The sequence below is a fragment of the Nocardiopsis sp. YSL2 genome (assembly GCF_030555055.1).
In the GTDB taxonomy this organism is placed as follows: Bacteria; Actinomycetota; Actinomycetes; order Streptosporangiales; family Streptosporangiaceae; genus Nocardiopsis.
In genome coordinates, this window is sequence record NZ_JAMOAO010000001.1 from 4,007,714 (window position 1) to 4,028,670 (window position 20,957).

Annotated in this window: 13 protein-coding genes and 3 rRNA genes; 12 read left to right on the forward strand and 4 right to left on the reverse strand. The window is 67.3% G+C overall.

Going from position 1 to position 20,957, the window contains the following annotated elements:
• The first annotated feature begins 101 nt into the window (after positions 1-101).
• The 11 genes from M1P99_RS17800 (at position 102) to M1P99_RS17850 (ending at position 15,363) form a co-directional block, all read left to right on the forward strand.
• Positions 102-530 (forward strand): M67 family metallopeptidase, encoded by a 429-nt coding sequence (locus M1P99_RS17800; protein WP_304453729.1) that lies wholly within the window; start codon positions 102-104, stop codon positions 528-530.
• Between the two features lie 98 nt (positions 531-628).
• Positions 629-907 (forward strand): MoaD family protein, encoded by a 279-nt coding sequence (locus tag M1P99_RS17805; RefSeq protein WP_304453730.1) that lies wholly within the window; start codon positions 629-631, stop codon positions 905-907.
• A gap of 36 nt (positions 908-943) precedes the next feature.
• Positions 944-1,891 (forward strand): PLP-dependent cysteine synthase family protein, encoded by a 948-nt coding sequence (locus M1P99_RS17810; protein WP_304453731.1) that lies wholly within the window; start codon positions 944-946, stop codon positions 1,889-1,891.
• Positions 1,892-2,283: 392 nt separating this feature from the next.
• A complete protein-coding gene (locus tag M1P99_RS17815; protein ID WP_304453732.1) occupies positions 2,284-3,036 on the forward strand; it encodes an MBL fold metallo-hydrolase in 753 nt (250 codons plus the stop codon).
• Positions 3,037-3,136: 100 nt separating this feature from the next.
• On the forward strand, positions 3,137-3,856 hold the full coding sequence (gene rph / locus M1P99_RS17820) for a ribonuclease PH (protein WP_304453733.1): 720 nt from the start codon (positions 3,137-3,139) through the stop codon (positions 3,854-3,856).
• A gap of 56 nt (positions 3,857-3,912) precedes the next feature.
• The gene (gene rdgB / locus M1P99_RS17825; RefSeq protein WP_304453734.1) at positions 3,913-4,518 is read left to right on the forward strand and encodes an RdgB/HAM1 family non-canonical purine NTP pyrophosphatase; all 606 of its coding nucleotides are present in this window, start codon (positions 3,913-3,915) and stop codon (positions 4,516-4,518) included.
• A gap of 898 nt (positions 4,519-5,416) precedes the next feature.
• Positions 5,417-6,949, forward strand: a 16S ribosomal RNA gene (locus M1P99_RS17830).
• 323 nt (positions 6,950-7,272) lie between these two features.
• Positions 7,273-10,363 (forward strand): 23S ribosomal RNA (locus M1P99_RS17835).
• Between the two features lie 118 nt (positions 10,364-10,481).
• Positions 10,482-10,597 (forward strand): 5S ribosomal RNA (rrf, locus tag M1P99_RS17840).
• The 16S, 23S and 5S rRNA genes sit together here, the layout of an rRNA operon.
• Before the next feature lie 232 nt (positions 10,598-10,829).
• Positions 10,830-11,462, forward strand: a complete 633-nt coding sequence (locus tag M1P99_RS17845; RefSeq protein WP_304453735.1) for a class I SAM-dependent methyltransferase — start codon at positions 10,830-10,832, stop codon at positions 11,460-11,462.
• Positions 11,463-11,793: 331 nt separating this feature from the next.
• Positions 11,794-15,363 (forward strand): transglycosylase domain-containing protein, encoded by a 3,570-nt coding sequence (locus tag M1P99_RS17850; RefSeq protein ID WP_304453736.1) that lies wholly within the window; start codon positions 11,794-11,796, stop codon positions 15,361-15,363.
• Between the two features lie 90 nt (positions 15,364-15,453).
• On the opposite strand, the gene M1P99_RS17855 is transcribed toward M1P99_RS17850, so the two are convergent.
• The 4 genes from M1P99_RS17855 to M1P99_RS17870 all read right to left on the reverse strand — a co-directional run bounded on the left by M1P99_RS17855 (position 15,454) and on the right by M1P99_RS17870 (position 19,892).
• Positions 15,454-16,518, reverse strand: coding sequence for a prenyltransferase (locus M1P99_RS17855; RefSeq protein WP_304453737.1), 1,065 nt, complete (start codon positions 16,516-16,518; stop codon positions 15,454-15,456).
• Positions 16,518-17,183, reverse strand: a complete 666-nt coding sequence (locus M1P99_RS17860) for a class I SAM-dependent methyltransferase (protein ID WP_304455741.1) — start codon at positions 17,181-17,183, stop codon at positions 16,518-16,520. Before M1P99_RS17860 ends, M1P99_RS17855 begins: the two co-directional genes overlap by 1 nt.
• A 106-nt stretch (positions 17,184-17,289) precedes the next feature.
• Positions 17,290-18,642 (reverse strand): glycosyltransferase family 4 protein, encoded by a 1,353-nt coding sequence (locus M1P99_RS17865; RefSeq protein WP_304453738.1) that lies wholly within the window; start codon positions 18,640-18,642, stop codon positions 17,290-17,292.
• A 179-nt stretch (positions 18,643-18,821) separates the two neighbouring features.
• Entirely contained in the window at positions 18,822-19,892 is a 1,071-nt protein-coding gene (locus tag M1P99_RS17870) for an MBL fold metallo-hydrolase (RefSeq protein WP_304453739.1), read from the reverse strand.
• 394 nt (positions 19,893-20,286) lie between these two features.
• On the opposite strand from M1P99_RS17870, the gene M1P99_RS17875 reads away from it, so the two are divergent.
• Entirely contained in the window at positions 20,287-20,934 is a 648-nt protein-coding gene (locus M1P99_RS17875; RefSeq protein WP_304453740.1) for a TetR family transcriptional regulator, read from the forward strand.
• Positions 20,935-20,957: the final 23 nt, after the last annotated feature.

The following is a 20,957-nucleotide window of genomic DNA, read 5'->3' on the forward strand; positions in this document are numbered from 1 at the left end:
CACCACGCCGCGGCGGATCCGCCCCATGAATCCCCGGACGAGGCGCGAACCAACAATACCCATTTGGTTGGTAGGGATCTTGTCTTGGGTACCCTGGTGGCATGCTCAGCATTGATCGCTCGATCTACGACAAGATCGTCGCCCACGCCCGCCGCGACCACCCGGACGAGGCGTGCGGGATCGTGGCCGGACCGGAGGGCTCCGACCGACCCGAGCGGTATGTCGAGATGATGAACGCGGCGCGCTCGCCCACGTTCTACGAGTTCGACTCCACCGAGTACAAGCAGGTCTACGACCAACTGTGGGACCGCGACGAGGACTTCGTGGTGATCTACCACTCCCACACCATGACCGAGGCCTACCCTTCGCGCACCGACATCACCTACGCCCAGTGGCCCCAGGCCCACTACGTGCTCGTGTCCACGCGCGACCCCGACACGGTCGAGTTCCGCTCCTACCGGATCATCGACGGCGAGGTCACCGAGGAACCGGTGGAGATCACCGGGTCCGCGGGCGGCCCCGACCAGTAGCAGCCTCCGCGCCCCCAGGAACGCCGGTACGGAATGGGCCCGGCGCACCCCCTGTTGGGACTGTACGCACGACAACGAACTTTTACGGAGACACCTTCATGGCCATCGAGGTCCGCATCCCCACCATCCTGCGCAACCTGACCGGCGACGCCAAGGTCGTCGAGGGCGCCGGCACCACGCTCGGTGAGCTGTTCAGCGACCTGGACAGCAAGTACCCGGGCATCGGCGAGCGCATCGTGGACGACGGCAAGCTGCGCCGCTTCATCAACGTCTACCTCAACGACGAGGACGTGCGCTTCGTCGGTGGTCTGGAAGCCAAGCTCAACGACGGCGACAACGTCACCGTCCTGCCGGCCGTGGCCGGCGGAAGCCGATAGCTCCCGACGGGCAGCATCCACAGACCTAGGACTGGCATGCGCTACGACTCCCTGTTGGACTCCCTCGGCGGCACGCCCCTCGTCGGGCTGCCGCGGCTCTCGCCCTCTCCGGACGTACGGGTCTGGGCGAAGCTGGAGGACCGCAACCCCACCGGCTCGATCAAGGACCGCGCCGCGTTCTACATGATCGAGCAGGCCGAGAAGGACGGACTGCTCTCCCCGGGCTGCACCATCCTGGAGCCGACGTCGGGCAACACCGGCATCTCCCTGGCCATGGTCGCCAAGCTGCGCGGCTATCGGATGGTCTGCGTGATGCCGGAGAACACCTCGGCGGAGCGCAAGCAGCTCCTGGCGATGTGGGGCGCGCAGGTGCACTTCTCCGACGCCGCGGGCGGGTCCAACGAGGCCGTCCGCGTCGCCAAGGAGATGGCCCGGGAGAACCCCGACTGGGTGATGCTCTACCAGTACGGCAACCCGGCCAACGCCCTCGCCCACTACGAGACCACCGGTCCCGAGCTGCTCGCCGACCTGCCGGAGATGACGCACTTCGTCGCCGGGCTGGGAACGACCGGCACCCTGATGGGTGTCGGCCGGTACCTGCGCGAGCACAAGCCGGACGTGCAGGTCGTGGCCGCCGAACCCCGGTACGGGGAACTGGTGTACGGCCTGCGCAACCTGGACGAGGGCTTCGTCCCGGAGCTGTACGACGAGTCGATCCTGACCACGCGGTTCTCCGTGCCCTCCGACGCCGCCCTCCGACGGACCCGGGAACTCCTGGACCAGGAGGGCATCTTCGCGGGAGTGTCCACCGGCGGCGCCCTGCACGCCGCCCTGGGCATGGCCCGCAAGGCGGAGCGGGCGGGGGAGCGCGCCGACATCGCGTTCATCATCGCCGACGCCGGGTGGAAGTACCTGTCCACCGGCGCCTACGAGGGCACCCTCGAAGAGGCGGAGGAACGCCTCGACGGACAGCTCTGGGCCTGAGGCACGAAGAACGGCGACCGGTCCGGGCGCCACCGTTCCGGACGACCGGCGTGAGGCCGGCACCCCGCGGGGTGCCGGCCTCCGGTCGCCGGGGGTCCGAGAGGGCGGACGCGGGGGCGCGGAACCGCGGTCGCGGGGTCGTGCGCGGGGAGGTGACCCACCTGAAACGCGGATCCAACGAACCGGACACACATGGTCAATGTGTGTGAAAATTTCACACGTGATCCTCGTCGCCTGAGATGCGGGCCACATTTTGTACCACCCGGCCGGTCATTGGGGTACACCCGTAACAACGGGACATCCGCAGAACCAGCCGCCATCCGCACTCCCCGGACACGTCCGACGACGAGTGCCACGGACGCCGCGCGGCCCATCGAGAAGGCGACGACGACGTGCGACTCACGATTATCGGGTCCTCCGGGAGCTTCCCGGGGCCGGACAGCCCGGCCTCCTGCTATCTGGTCGAGGCCGGAGGGTTCCGGCTTCTGCTCGACATGGGCAACGGATCCCTCGGCACGCTGCAGCGACACGTCGACATCTACTCGGTCGACGCCGTCTACCTGAGCCACCTGCACGCCGACCACTGCTTCGACCTGTGCTCGTACTGGGTGGCCCGGATGTTCCCGCCGGGCGGACCCAAACCGCGCATCCCCGTGTACGGCCCCAAGGGTGTCGCGCAGCGGGTGGCCGAGGCCTACGGGCTCGACCCGGATCCCGGCATGACCGAGGTCTTCGACTTCCACGAGCTCACCCCGGGCACCTTCGAGCTGGGCCCCTTCACCGCCCGTGTCGACACCGTCAACCACCCGGTGGACGCCTTCGGCATCCGCCTGGAGCACGAGGGGTCGAGCCTCACCTACTCCGGGGACACCGGGGCCTGCGACTCACTGGTGGACCTGGCCACCGACACCGACCTGTTCCTGTGCGAGGCCGCCTTCCACGACCACGTGGAACACCCCAAGGACATGCACCTGACCGGGAGCGAGGCGGGCGACCACGCGCGCCGCGCACGCGCCCGCAGACTGCTGCTCACCCACCTGGTGCCGTGGAACGACGACGAGGTCACGCTCACTGAGGCCCGCTCGACCTATGGCGGCCCCATCGACCTGGCCCGCAGCGGCCAGGTGCACCTCGTCGGAGCCTGACCGCGCGGGACCCCGGCCGGTCTCCGGTGGGACCGGGTCGCGCGCGGCGAGTTCCCGGCTCGCGCACCGGGCGGACGCCCGCGGATATACGCTCGATGACATGGCCCGACCTGACGGACGTGTTCCGACCCAACTCCGCCCCGTGACCATCACCCGCAACTGGCTCCGCCAGGCGGAAGGCTCCGTGCTCATCGAGTTCGGGGACACCCGCGTGCTGTGCGCCGCCACCGTCGAGGACGGTGTGCCCCGCTGGCGCCGGGGCACCGGTGAGGGGTGGGTCACCGCCGAGTACGCGATGCTGCCCCGCGCCACCGACACCCGCGGCGCCCGCGAGTCGGTGCGCGGCAAGATCGGCGGACGCACCCACGAGATCTCCCGCCTCATCGGCCGCTCCCTGCGGGCGGTCGTCGACTTCAAGGCGATGGGCGAGCACACCATCACGCTGGACTGCGACGTGCTCCAGGCCGACGGCGGTACCCGTACCGCCGCCATCACCGGCGCCTACGTCGCCATGGCGGACGCGATGAAGTGGCTGCGCAAGCGCCGCAAGCTCAAGAACAACCCGCTCACCGGATCGCTGTCGGCGATCAGTGTCGGTGTGGTCCAGGGTCAGCCGCGCCTGGACCTGAACTACCTGGAGGACTCGGTCGCCCAGACGGACATGAACGTCGTGCTGACCGGCGACGGCCGGTTCGTGGAGGTGCAGGGCACCGCCGAGGGCGAGCCGTTCGACCGCGAACTGCTCAACCAGCTGCTCGATCTGGCGGCCGGCGGCTGCGAGGAACTGACCGCCATCCAGAAGAAGGCTCTGTCGGAGTGACCGCGACGAACAGCGTCGGCCCCAGGATCGGCGTTGTTCCACGTGAAGGGGGAAGGGTGAAGATCGTCCTGGCGACCCGTAACGCCAAGAAGGTCCCGGAGATGCGGGCCATCCTCGCGGAGGCGGGGGTGACCGCCGAGGTGCTGGGGCTCGACGCCTTCCCGGACGCGCCGGAGGTTCCCGAGACCGAACCGACCTTCATCGGCAACGCGCTCCTCAAGGCGCGCGCGATCGCCGCCCACACGAACCTGCCCGCCGTGGCCGACGACTCCGGTCTGAGCGTGGACGAGCTCCGGGGGATGCCCGGTGTCCTGTCCGCGCGCTGGGCGGGGCGGTTCGGCGGTCAGGACCAGGACCGCGCCAACCTCGACCTGGTACTGGACCAACTGGCCGACACACCGGCCGAGCGCCGCGGCGCGGAGTTCGTGTGCGCGGCGGTCCTGGTGATGCCGGACGGGACCGAGGCGGTCGCCGAGGGCGTGCTGCGAGGACGGATCATCACCGAGCGGCGGGGCCGGAACGGGTTCGGCTACGACCCGGTGTTCGTCCCCGAGGGAAAGTCCTGCACCAGCGCCGAGCTCTCCCCGGAGGAGAAGAACGCGATCAGCCACCGGGGCATCGCCTTCCGCAAGCTCGCCGACGACCTCGCGGAGATGATCTGACGGTCGGAGCCGGCTCGACGTGACACCGGGTGCTCCCGGGACTCGTGCGGACACGGAGTCCCGGGAGCACGTGTGACCGGGGAGACGGCGCCGGCTGAGGGATGGTGGGTGGCGCCCGGGCCGGTGGAGGGACCTCGGCAGAAAATCCGGCCTGATGTGTTTGGGCCCCGGACACCCGGGGGAGGACCACCCATGTCTGACAAGCACATCTCGCTAGACACTAGACACCCGGTCCCCGGCAGGGGATCGAGTAGCCCGGAGGCGTCACTCCGCGGACCTGCCCCTCAGAGGACAGCCAACGCGGAACGTCCCCGCGACGGGGTCTCCTCGCCGTACGGACGGATTTGACGCCGCCGGGTCTCTTGTCTAGACTTCACCGAGTCGCAACGGGACGGCGAGCTGCCCTCAGGGTGAGGCTCAGAACCGGACCGGACCTCTTCGGTAACAAGCGACACCATCTCCACTCACGGCCTTACTGGTCCGAGCACTGATTCGGTTCCGGTAGGCTCGGGGAGTTGCTTCACAAGCCCGGCGAATTCGCCGGGCCAACGAAGCAGAACGGGCTTTACCCCGATCAATTGCTCCGAAACCGCCGAGTTGGCGGAACACGGAACACCTGATAAAGTAAAGACACAACGAAGCGGAAACGCAGACAGCCTTCCACGGAAGAGCACACCGGCCGGTCAAACGGTTCGGAGCTTGTACGGGATGAGCGGTTGTTTCTTGAGAACTCAACAGCGCGTGTTTGATTTTCTTTAAGCCATGTTTGTTTTGGCCCCGTCACACTTCGGTGTGAAGGGTTCCTTTGATTGACCATCGGAAGATGGTCGGTCAGGATTACTTCTAGGTTTACCCGCCCAGGCCCCGTTCGCGGTGGCCGGGACAGGGTTGTATGACCTTTATGGAGAGTTTGATCCTGGCTCAGGACGAACGCTGGCGGCGTGCTTAACACATGCAAGTCGAGCGGTAAGGCCCTTCGGGGTACACGAGCGGCGAACGGGTGAGTAACACGTGAGCAACCTGCCCCCGACTCCGGGATAAGCGGTGGAAACGCCGTCTAATACCGGATACGACCGGCCACCTCATGGCGGCCGGTGGAAAGTTTTCTCGGTTGGGGATGGGCTCGCGGCCTATCAGCTAGTTGGTGGGGTAAAGGCCTACCAAGGCGATTACGGGTAGCCGGCCTGAGAGGGCGACCGGCCACACTGGGACTGAGACACGGCCCAGACTCCTGCGGGAGGCAGCAGTGGGGAATATTGCGCAATGGGCGAAAGCCTGACGCAGCGACGCCGCGTGGGGGATGACGGCCTTCGGGTTGTAAACCTCTTTTACCACCAACGCAGGCTCCCAGTTCTCTGGGGGTTGACGGTAGGTGGGGAATAAGGACCGGCTAACTACGTGCCAGCAGCCGCGGTAATACGTAGGGTCCGAGCGTTGTCCGGAATTATTGGGCGTAAAGAGCTCGTAGGCGGCGTGTCGCGTCTGCTGTGAAAGACCGGGGCTTAACTCCGGTTCTGCAGTGGATACGGGCATGCTAGAGGTAGGTAGGGGAGACTGGAATTCCTGGTGTAGCGGTGAAATGCGCAGATATCAGGAGGAACACCGGTGGCGAAGGCGGGTCTCTGGGCCTTACCTGACGCTGAGGAGCGAAAGCATGGGGAGCGAACAGGATTAGATACCCTGGTAGTCCATGCCGTAAACGTTGGGCGCTAGGTGTGGGGACTTTCCACGGTTTCCGCGCCGTAGCTAACGCATTAAGCGCCCCGCCTGGGGAGTACGGCCGCAAGGCTAAAACTCAAAGGAATTGACGGGGGCCCGCACAAGCGGCGGAGCATGTTGCTTAATTCGACGCAACGCGAAGAACCTTACCAAGGTTTGACATCACCCGTGGACCTGCAGAGATGTGGGGTCATTTAGTTGGTGGGTGACAGGTGGTGCATGGCTGTCGTCAGCTCGTGTCGTGAGATGTTGGGTTAAGTCCCGCAACGAGCGCAACCCTTATTCCATGTTGCCAGCACGTAATGGTGGGGACTCATGGGAGACTGCCGGGGTCAACTCGGAGGAAGGTGGGGACGACGTCAAGTCATCATGCCCCTTATGTCTTGGGCTGCAAACATGCTACAATGGCCGGTACAATGGGCGTGCGATACCGTAAGGTGGAGCGAATCCCTAAAAGCCGGTCTCAGTTCGGATTGGGGTCTGCAACTCGACCCCATGAAGGTGGAGTCGCTAGTAATCGCGGATCAGCAACGCCGCGGTGAATACGTTCCCGGGCCTTGTACACACCGCCCGTCACGTCATGAAAGTCGGCAACACCCGAAACTTGTGGCCTAACCCTTCGGGGAGGGAATGAGTGAAGGTGGGGCTGGCGATTGGGACGAAGTCGTAACAAGGTAGCCGTACCGGAAGGTGCGGCTGGATCACCTCCTTTCTAAGGAGTCTTATTCAGACCAACTCTTTCCTATGGTTGGTCGGACTCGAAAGTGGACCCGGCACCATCCCCTAGCGGATGGGTGGTCGGGAGTGGCTTGAAGAAAACGAACTTCACCTCCAGCGACTAGAAGCGCTGGGGGGCGCGCTGTTGGGTGTCTGAGGAAGCAACCTCTGACCGCCTTGACCCTCAGGGTTGGGCGGTCGAGTTGTCTCCCGCGGACCGCCCCGAAGAACTCTCCGTGTTGTGTTGGAGTGGTATGAGGGCCTGCGGTTGGTGTTTTGATTTGTGAATAGTGTGCGCGAGCATCTTATTATCTGTAGTGGCCAAGTGATAGTGGCACACGGTGGATGCCTTGGCATCAGGCGCCGATGAAGGACGTGGGAGGCCGCGATAGGCCACGGGGAGCTGTCAACCGAGCTTTGATCCGTGGGTGTCCGAATGGGGAAACCTAGCCCGAGTTGTGTCGGGTTGCCGCCACCTGAATGTATAGGGTGGTTGGTGGTGACGCGGGGAAGTGAAACATCTCAGTACCCGTAGGAAGAGTAAACAACAGTGATTCCCCTAGTAGTGGTGAGCGAACGGGGAAGAGGCTAAACCGCATGCGTGTGATAGACGGCAGTCGTTGCGTGTGCGGGGTTGTGGGGCGCATCTGTTCGGGCCTGCCGGCCCGGAGCGCTGATGCCGGAGATAGTTGAATCCGTTGGGAAGCGGTACCGTAGTGGGTGAGAGTCCCGTAGACGAAGTTTCCGGCTAGGTGTTGGTGTGTTCCCGAGTAGCGCGGAGCCCGTGAAATTCCGTGTGAATCTGGCAGGACCACCTGCTAAGCCAAAATACGTCCTGATGACCGATAGTGCACTAGTACCGTGAGGGAAAGGTGAAAAGTGCCCCGGTGAGGGGTCGTGAAATAGTACCTGAAACCGTGTGCTGTCAAGCCGTCAGAGCTGAAGCTTGTCTTTGGTGATGGCGTGCCTTTTGAAGAATGAGCCTGCGAGTCATGGTGTGTGGCGAGGTTAACCCGGGTGGGGTAGCCGTAGGGAAACCGAGTCTGAATAGGGCGATTTGAGTCGCATGCTGTGGACCCGAAGCGGAGTGATCTACCCATGTCCAGGGTGAAGCGGGGGTAAGACCTCGTGGAGGCCCGAACCCACCAGGGTTGAAAACCTGGGGGATGAGGTGTGGGTAGGGGTGAAAGGCCAATCAAACTCCGTGATAGCTGGTTCTCCCCGAAATGCATTTAGGTGCAGCGTCACGTGTTTCTTGCTGGAGGTAGAGCTACTGTTTGGCTGATGGGCCCGACAAGGTTACTGACGTCAGACAAACTCCGAATGCCGGTTAAGTGAAGCGTGGCAGTGAGACTGCGGGGGATAAGCTTCGTAGTCGAGAGGGAAACAGCCCAGATCATCAGCTAAGGCCCCTAAGCGTGTGCTAAGTGGGAAAGGTTGTGGAGTTGCTGAGACAACCAGGAGGTTGGCTTAGAAGCAGCCATCCTTTAAAGAGTGCGTAATAGCTCACTGGTCAAGTGGTTCTGCGCCGATAATGTAGCGGGGCTTAAGTACACCGCCGAAGCTGTGAAGCCCAGGTTTACCTGGGTTGGTAGGGGAGCGTCGTGCATCCGGAGAAGCTGCCGAGTGATCGTGTGGTGGAGGGTGTGCGAGTGAGAATGCAGGCATGAGTAGCGAAAGCAACGTGAGAAACGTTGCCGCCGATTGACTAAGGGTTCCTGGGGCAGGTTAATCCGCCCAGGGTGAGTCTGGACCTAAGGCGAGGCCGACAGGCGTAGTCGATGGATAACGGGTTGATATTCCCGTACCCGTGCACGAGCGTCCAGTATCGAGGCGACGGATGCTAACCACGCTGGTCCTTGGCGGTCCCTTCGGGGACGGCCTCTGGATCGGTCTGGGAACCGATGTTGTAGTAGGTAAGTGATGGGGTGACGCAGGAGGGTAGCTCTACCCGGCGGTGGTTGTCCGGGGGTAAGCGTGTAGGCCGGTGTGTTGGCAAATCCGCACACCGTGTGGCTGAGACGTGATGCCGAGCCGTTTTTGGTGAAGTGAGTGATCCCATGCTGTCGAGAAAAGCCTCTAGCGAGTTCGTGTGTGGCCAGTACCCTAAACCGACGCAGGTGGTCAGGTAGAGAATACCGAGGCGTTCGGGTGAACCATGGTTAAGGAACTCGGCAAATTGTCCCCGTAACTTTGGGAGAAGGGGAGCCCTGTCTGGTGATGGACCTTTGCGTCTTGAGCTGGGTGGGGTCGCAGATAGCGGGGGGAAGCGACTGTTTATTAAAAACACAGGTCCGTGCGAAGTCGTAAGACGCTGTATACGGACTGACGCCTGCCCGGTGCTGGAACGTTAAGAGGACTGGTTAGTGGGTTTCGGCCCGCGAAGCTAGGAATCTAAGCGCCAGTAAACGGCGGTGGTAACTATAACCATCCTAAGGTAGCGAAATTCCTTGTCGGGTAAGTTCCGACCTGCACGAATGGCGTAACGACTTCCCCACTGTCTCAACCATGGGCCCGGTGAAATTGCACTACGAGTAAAGATGCTCGTTTCGCGCAGCAGGACGGAAAGACCCCGGGACCTTCACTATAGCTTGACATTGGTGTTTGGGATGGTTTGTGTAGGATAGGTGGGAGCCTGTGAGACTGTCACGCTAGTGGCGGTGGAGGCGTTGGTGAAATACCACTCTGACTGTTTCGGGCATCTAACTTTGGACCGTGATCCGGTTCGGGGACAGTGTCTGGTGGGTAGTTTAACTGGGGCGGTTGCCTCCCAAAGAGTAACGGAGGCGCCCAAAGGTTCCCTCAGCCTGGTTGGTAATCAGGTGTTGAGTGTAAGTGCACAAGGGAGCTTGACTGTGAGACGGACGTGTCGAGCAGGAGCGAAAGCTGGGACTAGTGATCCGGCACCGGCGTGTGGAAGCGGTGTCGCTCAACGGCTAAAAGGTACCCCGGGGATAACAGGCTGATCTTCCCCAAGAGTCCATATCGACGGGATGGTTTGGCACCTCGATGTCGGCTCGTCGCATCCTGGGGCTGGAGTTGGTCCCAAGGGTTGGGCTGTTCGCCCATTAAAGCGGCACGCGAGCTGGGTTTAGAACGTCGTGAGACAGTTCGGTCCCTATCCGCTGTGCGCGTTGGAGACTTGAGAAGGGCTGTCCCTAGTACGAGAGGACCGGGACGGACGAACCTCTGGTGTGCCAGTTGTCCTGCCAAGGGCATGGCTGGTTGGCTACGTTCGGGAGGGATAACCGCTGAAAGCATCTAAGCGGGAAGCTTGCTTCGAGATGAGGTCTCCTGCCTCCTTTGAGAGGGTAAGGCTCCCTGTAGACGACGGGGTTGATAGGCCGGGTGTGGAAGCCCTGTGAGGGGTGGAGCTGACCGGTACTAATAGGCCGAGGGCTTGTCCGCTGCAGATAATTGGGTGCTCGCGCATATTTTTCACATGATCTACGGTTTTCCCGTTGTGGCTGTGATCCCCTTGCCGGTTGGTGGGGTGTGGGTCGTGGTCGTGGATGGGTGTTGGTTTCCGTGGTGGTTATGGTGGGAGGGTCACACCCGGTCTCATTCCGAACCCGGTCGTTAAGTCTCCTTGCGCTGATGGTACTGCCCTGTGGTGGGGTGGGAGAGTAGGTTGCTGCCACGGTTTTTCTTGGGGGAGGGGTCGTCTTTTGACGGTTCCTCCCCTTTTTTGTGTCTGGGTTTGTGCGTTTGTGAACGGCCGGGGGTGGTCGGGGGTGGGTCGGGGGTTGGTGCTGGACGCCGGGTGGTTGCGGGGTGGGTGTGGTCGGGGGCGGGCCACCGGCCTACCGACAACTCCGTGTACCGATCGCGGGGGTGACCGACCACCGAATTCTGTTCGGTGGGAGAATTCGGGCATGACGACAACGATTCCGGTGAACCTTCTCGCCGCCGCGGAAGCGGCGAAGGGCTTCATGCCCACCGATGAAGGCACGGTTCTCTACGAGACCGCGTGCGAATACGCCCATCTGGGGCCGATCGTGGAGATCGGGACGTATTGCGGGAAGTCCACCATCTTCCTGGGCGCCGCCGCGCGTGCGACGGGTGGCAAGGTCCTCACGGTGGACCACCACCGGGGATCGGAGGAGCACCAGGAGGGCTGGGAGTACCACGACACCTCGCTCGTCGACGAGGAGACCGGCAAGTTCGACACGCTGCCGCACTTCCGGCGCACCATCACCGGCGCGGGCCTGGACGACGAGGTGATCGCGGTGGTGGGGCGGTCGTCGGACGTGGCGAGTGTCTGGGGCACTCCGATCGGCATGCTGTTCATCGACGGCGGGCACAGCGAGGAGGCCGCTCAGGCCGACTACGCGGGCTGGAGCCCCCACGTGGCCCCGGGGGGCGCCCTGGTCATCCACGACGTCTTCCCGAACCCCGAGGACGGCGGCCGGCCGCCGTACAACATCTACTGCCGCGCGCTGGAGTCGGGGCTGTTCACGGAGGTGCGTGTGGAGGGGTCCATGCGTGTCCTGCGGCGGGCCGCCTGACTCCGAGCGGATCTGCACGCGGATCCGTACGCGGTGACGAGGACCTCGTGCCGAGATGCTCGTCACCGCACACGTGATCGCGGGCGACGGCGACTCGCGCCGTGCCCCCGAACCCCTGAACACCAGCCCCAGGGCAATACACTCTGACGCAGGGTAAGCCTTCGGTAAGAAGTGGCTGTGTGGTTATGGACTCGGCCTCGTGAGGGTTACGGGCGGGTATCGTGGCGACGAGGGTGAAGCGACGTTGGCGAAATCCCCGAAATACCGCTTCAGCCCACACTCGAACTGAACCGATCCGGGGTACCCGCGCGTCAAACATCAGGACGGCACGGTGCCGGACGTGATTTGCCATGGGGGCGGGGAGCTGAGCGAGAGCACACACGGCGCGGACGGGACGGACGGACAGCGTCCCGAGGAGCACACGCCGGAGACGAGAGACACCTCTGCTGAGGCACTGTCCGCAGAGCACACTCCTGAGGCCGGGGCGTCCCCCGCCGAGGAGGAACGATCCGCGCGAGCGGACTCCGACGACTCCGCGGATGACCGGCCCGAGCCGCCGGAGCCCGAGTTCGTCAGCCCGATCACCTTCAAGACCAGCGGTTCGTTCTTCCGGGAGCGGGTCGCTCGCAGTCTTGCCGAGCAGGGATTCGACGCCGATGCCCACGGTGAGGCCGGGACCGACACCGGGGCCGACGCCGACCCGGAGGCCGTTTCGGACACCGAATCGGCGCGGGAGCCCGACGACACGGACGAGTCCGGAGGCGCCCCCTCCTCCACGGCCGTGCCCGATTCCGGTGACGCCGCCCGCGACGCCGATACCGAACCCGCCACGGAGCAGATTCCCGTCATCGGGGCGGGCACGGCCGGTGAGGACGACACGGCCGGACCGGCTGCGCCGGACACTTCGGCGTCCGCGCCGGCTGGGCGGGACGCTTCGGTGCAGACGACCGCTCCCGCGGCGCCGGAACCCACCCCTCCCGGCAACGACTGGTTCTCCAAGCCGGCTCCCGTCGAGGAGAAGGCCGATGCGGGGCCGTCCGGCTCCGAACCGTCAGACCCTGAACCGTCAGACCCTGAACCGTCCGACACCGCGCCGACCGCCGTCGCCCCGGCGTTCCCCGACGCGACCGAGGCGGTTCCGGCTCACGACGAGCCCGAGACGGCGGCCGAGACAGGATCCGCCGCTGACGCGGGGGAGCAGGTGAGCGGACGCGGCGCGTCCGCCACACCCGCCGAGGGCGCACCGTCCTCCAGCGCCGCCCCGGAGAACGCGGAGCCCTCGCTGTGGCCTGAGCCCCGACGGCTCTCGGAGTACCCCTCGACTCCGCCCGAGGTCCCGAACCGCGCGGAGACGTCCTCGGAGTCCGGCCCCGGGGCCGGAGCAGCCACGGACGCCACGGACGCCATGGGACCCGCCTCGGCGGCCGGTGCGGCCGGTGCCGCGGGTCTGCCCGGCGTCGTGGGCGCGGCCTCGTACTCGGGCGCCTCCGGGGCGCCCGGCACCGCGGACACGCCGCGCACCCCGGACGCCCCCGACGCCGCGGACTCCACCGGCCCCGGTGCCTCGAGCGCCTCCGGCGGACACAGTTCCCCCGAAGGACACGCTGCCTCCGGGACACCCGCTTCGGCCGCCTCAGGGGCGGCCGGGGCCGGGGTCCCGCCCGACGGGCCCGGTGGGCCCACCGGGCCGGGCGGCACCAAGGGTCCCGGCGGTCCGGGAGGTCCGACGGGTCCGGGAGGTCCCAAGGGCGCCAAGAGCCGGAAGGGCAAGGCCAAGAAGGCGCTGTGGTGGCGGATCCTGCGCGTGGTCCTCATCGTCACGGGCCTGGGCGTCATCGCCGGCTGCGCGGTCTTCGCCTACCTCTACAGCACGATCGAGGTGCCCGACGCGGCCAAGGCCGACGCGCTCACGGAGAGCTCGACCTTCTACTACTCCGACGGTGAGACCGCCTTCGCCGAGCGCGGTGACAACCGCGAGATCATCTCCTACGACGAGATGACCGAGGGCGGCGACCACATCGTCGACGCGGTCATCTCCGCCGAGGACCGCGGCTTCTGGACGGAGCCCGGTGTCTCGGTGCGCGGCACCACCCGTGCCGTGTGGTCCACCATCACCGGCCAGCAGGTCCAGGGCGGGTCCACCGTGACCCAGCAGATGGTCCGCAACTACTACGAGGGCGTCTCGCGCGAGCAGACGGTCGGCCGGAAGATCCAAGAGATCATCATCGCCATCAAGATCGACCAGAGCGAGACGAAGGAGTGGGTGATGGAGCAGTACCTCAACACCATCTACTTCGGTCGCCAGGCGTACGGTGTGCAGGCCGCCGCGGAGGCGTATTACCACAAGGACGTCCAGGACCTCACGCGGGGTGAGTCCGCCTTCCTGGCGGCCGCGATCCAGCAGCCCAGCCACTTCGGCTCGGCGGACGTGGAGACCACGCCCGAGATGGAGCAGCGCTGGCAGTACGTCGTCGACGGCATGGTCACCACCGGCAGCATCAGCCAGGCCGAGGCCGACGAGATGGAGTTCCCGACTCCTGAGGTCGAGCGCGCCACTCCGGGGATGGACCTGAGCGGGTACCGGGGATACATGCTCCAGGAGGCGATGAGCGAGCTCGACCGGCTCGGCTACACCGAGGACATGATCAACCGGCAGGGCTACAAGATCGTCACCACGTTCGACAAGGGCATGATGGACGCCGCCTACGACGCGGTCTCCGGGATCGTGTCGGAGGAGGACCTGCCCGAGGGCATCAACATCGGTGTGAGCACCGTCGATCCGGCGACCGGTGAGGTGCTCGCCTTCTTCGGTGGACACGACTACGACGACAACCAGTACGACAGTTCGTTCCTCGGTTCGGCGCAGGCCGGATCGGCGTTCAAGCCCTACGTTCTGGCCACCGCGCTGAAGCAGGGCATCGGCCTCAACACCACCGTGGACGGGCGCGGCCCGCAGACCATCAACGGCCAGTCCATCCAGAACGCGGGCAACGCGCCGGGCGGCGTCATGACGCTCAGCCAGGCGACCCAGGTCTCCAACAACCTCGGATACATCGAGCTCGCCCAGCGGGTGGGCTTCGAGGAGATCCGGGAGACCGCCTACGACGCGGGCCTGCCCGACGGCAGCATCAAGGACAACCAGCTCGTCCCGGTCATGCCCCTGGGAGCGAACAGCGTCCGGCCGGTCGACCAGGCGAGCGGATACGCGACCTTCGCCAACGGCGGCACGCACGTCGAGGCGCACGTGGTCCGGGAGATCGTCAACTCCGAGGGTGAGGACGAGCGCCCGGAGGTGGAGAGCAACCGGGCCTTCTCCGAGGACGTCGCCGCCGACCTCACCTACGCCCTGGAGGGCGTCGCCAACAGCGGCACCGGCCGGAACGCGAACCTGTGGGACCCGAACCACCCCACCGCGGGCAAGACGGGAACCGTCAGGGACGAGCTGGGCGGCGGAACGGCCGCGGCCTGGTTCGTGGGGTTCACGCCGCAGCTGTCGACGTCCGTCGGTGTGTACAGCGACAACAACCGCAGCTTCACCATCCCGGGGCAGAACATCTCCAGTGTCGGTCTTCCCTCCAAGATCTGGAAGGCCTACATGTCGGCGGTGGTGGCGGATCTCGAACCGGCCTCCTTCCCCGGTCCGGCCCACGTCGGCACGGACCAGAACTGGGCGCCGGACGTGTCCACGGAAGCCCCGGACGCGCCGGTGGAGGACGACGACGTGCCGGAGCCGCCCGTGGAGCCCGAGCCGGAAGTCCCGGTGGAGCCCGAGCCGGAGGTGCCGGTCGAACCGGTCCCGCCGGACCCGGGCCCCGGTGATGGGGGAACCGAGGATCCGGGCACGGGTGAGCCCGGCGACGGCGGGACGATCTTCCCGCCGCCGCGTGAGGAAGAGGAGTAGCGGGCGGCGATGCCGCCCCGACACCGACGCCCCCGCCACCGCCTTCCGGCGGGGCGGGGGCGTCGGTGTCGTCCCCTGGCCGGCGGCCGACTACTCCCGCGGGTCGTCGTCCCAGGTGTGCAGGAACACCCGGGAGCCCTCCGTGGTGCGTGTGAGGGCGTCCACCGCCAGGATCACCGCGGCCGACGTCCAGGTGCTCCGCTCGACGGGCCAGCGCACCTGTTCGGCGAACTGGTAGCCCGTCCAGTAGACGCCGTCGTCGGCGTCCCGCAGGTGCTGCACGTTCCGCAGGATCCGGACCGCCGTCTCGTGCTCGCCCATGGCGGCCAGGGCCAGGACCAGTTCCGAGGACTCGGCCGCGGTGACCCAGGGCTCGTCGCTCACGCAGCGCACGCCCAGACCCGACACGACGAACCGGTCCCAGCGGTCCTGGATGCGCTCCTTGGCGGCCACGCCGCGCACGGCGCCGCCCAGGATCGGATAGAACCAGTCCATCGAGAAGCGGGCGCGGTCGGCGAACAGGTCCTCGTGGTCGTTGATGAGCACGGCCAGTGTGTCGGCGGCGGCCGTCCACTCGGGGCGGTCGTGGCCGAGCCGGGCGCCGAGCGCCGCACCGCAGCGCAGGGCGTGGTGCACGCTCGCGCACACCGTGAGCAGGGCGTGGTCGCCCGCGGAGCCGTTCTCGTCGCGCGCCCACAGGATCTCGCCGTGCTCTCCGCGCAGCGCCAGGACGAACTCCAGGCCGCTGTCCACCACGGGCCACATCCGTGCGGCGAACGCGGTGTCACCGGTGGTGAGCAGGTGGTGGAACAGGCCGACCGCGGGGTAGGCGGCGTGGTTGGCCTCGCGCAGCCCGGTCACGGCCGTGCCCTGGCGGAACTTGGCCGGCCAGCCGCCGCCCGGGTGCCGGGCCCGCTCCAACCACCGGTAGGCGCGGCGGGCGGCCTCGGCGTGCTCGGGCACGGTCGTCCCGGTCACGGTCAGGGCCATGGCGCACTCGACGTGGTCCCACACGTCGGTGTGTCCGCCCGGGAACCACGGGAGCGCGCCGTCGGGCTCCTGGCTGCGCACCAGGTAGTCGGCGGACCGGAGGAGCTCCTCGGCGCTGAGCATTCCCGGCAGGCGCAGCGCCTCGACGGCGGGGGCGGCCCCCATCAGGCTGCGGTACGCGGCTTGCGCACGTACACCACGACGCTCTTGCCGATCACCGGGTTGAGCAGTCGCTCGGCCACGCGGGTGACCTTCGGGGCCTGGAGCATGTCCCACACCAGCATCCGGTGGTAGGCCCGGGCCAGCGGGTGGTCGTCGTTGTCGGTGCCCACCGCGCACTTGATCCACCAGTACGGAGCGTGCAGGGCGTGCGCGTGGTGGTGCGGGCCGATCTCGAACCCGGTGGCCTTGAGCTTGGCCTCCAGTTCGGCGCGCGTGTAGATGCGGATGTGTCCGCCCTCGTTGGTGTGGTACTGCTCCGAGAGCGCCCAGCACAGGCGCTCGGGCAGGAAGCTCGGTACCGTCACCGCCGCGATGCCGCCCGGTTCGAGCACCCGGAAGAGTTCCCGCATCGCGGCCGTGTCGTGCGGCAGGTGCTCGAAGATCTCGGCGGCCACGACGCGGTCGAAGCTCGCGTCGTCGAAGGGCAGGTCCAGGGCGTCGCCCTTGACGGTCTCGGCGGTCGCGCCCTCGGGGGCCTCGCCCTCGGCGCGCATGGCCGCGAACATGGTGTCGACCTCGGCGAGGTCGCCGACGTTCTGGTCGAAGGCGACGACGTCGGCGCCGCGGCGGTAGATCTCGAAGGCGTGGCGGCCACCGCCGCATCCCAGGTCGAGCACGCGCCGGCCCGGGCCGACGGGGAACAGGTTGAAGTCGACGGTGATCAGTGGAGGCTCCTCGTGGATGGTGCGGGACGTGCTGGGCGGCCCGCCGGGGTCAGGCGCCGTTCGCGCGGGCCCGCACGGAGGCGGGCCGGGCGTCGCCGTCGACCGGTCGGCGGCCGGTGGCGGCGGCGATGGTGCTGGTGTAGCGCTGGGCGGTGAGTTCGGCGACGGCGCTCCAGGTGAAGCGTTCCTGGACGCGCCGCCAGGCGGCGGCGCCCATGCGGGCGCGCTCGCGGTCGTCGTCCATGAGCGCGCCGAGCACCCCGGCCAGGGCGTCGGGGTCGCCCGGGGGGACCAGGCGCCCGGCGTCGCCGTCGGTGCCGACGACCTCGGGCAGGGCTCCGGCGTGGCTGGCGACCAGCGGGGTCGCGCAGGCCATCGCCTCCACGGCGGGTAGGGAGAAGCCCTCGTAGAAGGAGGGGACGACCGCGACCTGGGCGGAGGCGATGAGGGTGGCCAGGGCGGTGTCGTCGATGCCGCTGACGAACTCGACGCGGTCGCGCAGGCCGAGTTCGTCCACCAGCCGGTCGGTGGGGCCGCCCGGTTTGGGTCGGCTGACGATGGTCAGCGAGACCTCGCGTTCGGTGGCGAGTTTGGCGGCGGCGCGCAGGAGTGTCCCCACGCCCTTGAGGGGGCTGTCCGCGCTGGCGGTGCACACGATGCGGCCGGGGACGCGTTCGACCTCGGGGCGCGGGTGGAAGTAGCGGGTGTCGACGCCGAGGGGGGTGACCTCCATGGTGGCGGGGTCGACGCCGAACTCGCGGGCGATGTCGTCGGCGGAGGAACGGGAGGGGACCAGGATCGGGTCGAGTCTGCGGGCGACCTTGGCCTGCATGGACACGAACCCGTACCAGCGGCGCTTGGAGAGCTTCTGCAGGCCGCGGGCCTCGTCGAGTTCGATGCGGCGGTCCACGCTGATGGGGTGGTGGATGGTGGTGACCAGCGGCAGGCCGGCGGACCGGATGCCGAGCAGGCCCCAGCCGAGGGTCTGGTTGTCGTGGACGACGTCGAAGTCGGCCAGGCGTCGGCGCAGCTCGCGGTTGGCGCGCAGCGAGAAGGTGAGGGGTTCGGGGAAGCCGGCGGTCCACATGGTGGCGACCTCCAGGACGTCGATCCAGTCGCGCCACTCGCGCAGGGGCGGGGTGGTGAAGGGGTCGGCGTCGTTGTAGAGGTCCAGGGAGGGGACCTTCTCCAGGGTCACGCCCTCGTCGAGGACGGGGTAGGGCTGGCCGGAGAAGACGGTGACCTGGTGGCCGAGCGCGGCCAGTTCACGGGAGAGGTGGCGGACGTAGACGCCCTGCCCGCCGCAGTGCTCCTTGCTCCGGTAGGAGAGCAGGGCGACGCGCAGGGGGCGGTCGTCGGCAGGCCGGGGGGTCGGTCCCGTGCTGTGGCCCGACTGGGTCAAGAGTCCACCTCTTCGTTGGGTCGCGGGCCCGGTCGCCGCCGTGCGTCGCGGGAGCGTCGGCGGGGTGGTCGTCACCGCCGGCGCGAGTGCGCGTGTTCGCCGTTGAACAGGCGTGGGCGCCCCATATGTTACTCGGCAGTCATGTCCGGGTCGGCGCCGGGCTGGTTGGTACACGGATCCTATGCGGGGAGCCCGGGCGGGTGGACGGCGCCCCAGCGCGGTACCTGTGCACCGGTGGGCGGCGAGGTCGGGTGGGTCGCGGCGCAGGGTTCCGTGTCGGTGCGGAGGGCGCGGCGCCGCTCCTCCAGCGTGCGGAGGTGGGCGGCGGTCTCGGAGGCGGCCATGTGGCGCGCCAGCAATCGCATGTCGGCCCACGGGCGCCGCCAGGGCAGCCGGGTGGTGAGCTCCCACAGGGTGGCGGGGCCGTCGTCGAGCAGGGCGGCGATCTGGTCGAGGCGCTCCTCGTGGTGGGCGGTGATCTCGGCCGCGCGTGCGGCGGTGCCGCGGAAGCGGGTCTCGTGTGCGGGAAGGCACAGGAGGCGGTCGGCGTCGGGCAGGCGGCCCACCTGTTCCTGGGCGCGCAGGAAGTCGCCCAGCGGGTCGCCGTCGGGGGAGTGGAGGGGGAACTGGCCCACGTGGGGTGTGATGCGCGGCAGGACGTGGTCGCCGGTGAAGAGGAGCCGGTCCTCGGGCAGGTGCAGGCACAGGTGGCCGGGGGTGTGGCCCGGTGTCCACACCGCGCGCAGGTCGCGGCCGGGCAGGTCGACGGTGGCGCCGTCGGCCAGGACGCGGTCGGGGACGGCGGGTGGGGCGAGGACGTGGGGGTCGGCGCGGAAGGCGTCGAGGTCCTCGGCGGGGAAGCCGGCTCGGAGGAGCTGGTCGGCGATGGAGTCGGCGCGTTCGGCCTCGTCGGCCGAGGCCAGGCGTTCGATGACGGCGATGTCGGCCGGGTGCATGGCGGTCCAGGCGTCGGAGTGTTCGCGCAGCCGTCCGACGAGCCCGGTGTGGTCGGGGTGGAAGTGGGTGAGGACGGCCCCGCGGATCTGGTCCATGGTGTGGCCGGTCTGTTTGACGCCCTCGACGAGGGCGTCCCAGGACTCGTCGTGGTTCCAGCCGGTGTCGACGAGGACGGGGCCCTCGGGGCCGGTGAGCAGGTAGACGTAGGTGAAGCCGAGGGGGTTGCCGGGGATGGGGACCGGCAGGCTCCACACGCCGTCGCCGATATCCTCGACCGGGGGAACGTCAGGCATGCGGGGGGCACCCTCTCCACTAGAAACCGAATCTGGTTCGATACTAGGCGTGCGCCGTTCGCGGTCCCGGTGTCGGGGTGCTGGAGCACTCCCGGGGCACGGGGGGCGAGGGCCGGCGACGAGTGGGCAAGTCACCTGATCCCGCACAATTAGAACATATTCTACAAAGCCTTCCAGGGTGACCCGAAACTCCGGGGCGAAGCTTCGTATTGTTACTGCTACGTCGGGCAATGAGGCGCGCGTCATGGGTTCCAACGGCTGCACCAGAGGGAATGCGTTGGATAACGTGTTCTCATCAGGCTGGTGTTCCTCCCAGGGCGTCGGCCACGACAGCTGGTGGATCGTCCGGGCCGGGTTGGCGGTGCCCGGGGCGACGACGAAGGGGAGAGATCCTGTGGCGGTGCACGCATCACCGAGTGGAGCGATGTCGCGAACTCAGACCCAGCGCCGCAAGCGCATCGTCCAGACGGCGGCGGCGCTGGCCGTACGCGGCGGTGTGGAGGCCATGCAGATGCGTTCGGTCGCCGAGCGCGCGGGGGTCGCCCTGGGCACCCTCTACCGGTACTTCCCCTCCAAGATGGACCTCGTGGTGGCCGTGGTCACCGAGGAGCTCGACCTGTTGGAGGGCGGGATCGTCCGCCGTCCGCCCACCGCCGACACCCCCGCGGGCCGCGCCGTCGACGTCTTCCTGCGCGCCACCCGGGGGCTGATGCGTGAGCCCGAACTCGCCGACGCGCTGGTCCGCTCGCTCATCATGGCCGAGGTCAAGATGGAGCTCGACGTGCGCATCTCCGACCTCGTGTGGCGGGTGGCCACCGGGTCCCTGGAGGATGCTGAGGCGGCCGGGAACGAGGGTGACGGGGAGTCCGGCGCCGTCGCCGAGGGCGGGGTCGACCGCGAGAGCACCGGCTACGTACTGGTGAGTTCACTGACGAGCGTGTGGATCTTCGAGCTGGTGGAGATCCTCAAGGGGCGCCGCGACGTCGACGAGGTGGAGCGCCGCCTGCACGCGGCCGCCGAACGCCTGCTCGCCTCCTTCTGACGCGGGTCCCGTCCGGACCCCGG

Bases quoted from the DNA above. Each gene is read 5' to 3' on its own strand.
- M1P99_RS17800 (WP_304453729.1), top strand. From the start codon at position 102: ATGCTCAGCATTGATCGCTCGATCTACGACAAGATCGTCGCCCACGCC.
- M1P99_RS17805 (WP_304453730.1), top strand. From the start codon at position 629: ATGGCCATCGAGGTCCGCATCCCCACCATCCTGCGCAACCTGACCGGC.
- M1P99_RS17810 (WP_304453731.1), top strand. From the start codon at position 944: ATGCGCTACGACTCCCTGTTGGACTCCCTCGGCGGCACGCCCCTCGTC.
- rph (WP_304453733.1), top strand. From the start codon at position 3,137: ATGGCCCGACCTGACGGACGTGTTCCGACCCAACTCCGCCCCGTGACC.
- M1P99_RS17845 (WP_304453735.1), top strand. From the start codon at position 10,830: ATGACGACAACGATTCCGGTGAACCTTCTCGCCGCCGCGGAAGCGGCG.
- M1P99_RS17855 (WP_304453737.1), bottom strand. From the start codon at position 16,518: ATGGGGGCCGCCCCCGCCGTCGAGGCGCTGCGCCTGCCGGGAATGCTC.
- M1P99_RS17870 (WP_304453739.1), bottom strand. From the start codon at position 19,892: ATGCCTGACGTTCCCCCGGTCGAGGATATCGGCGACGGCGTGTGGAGC.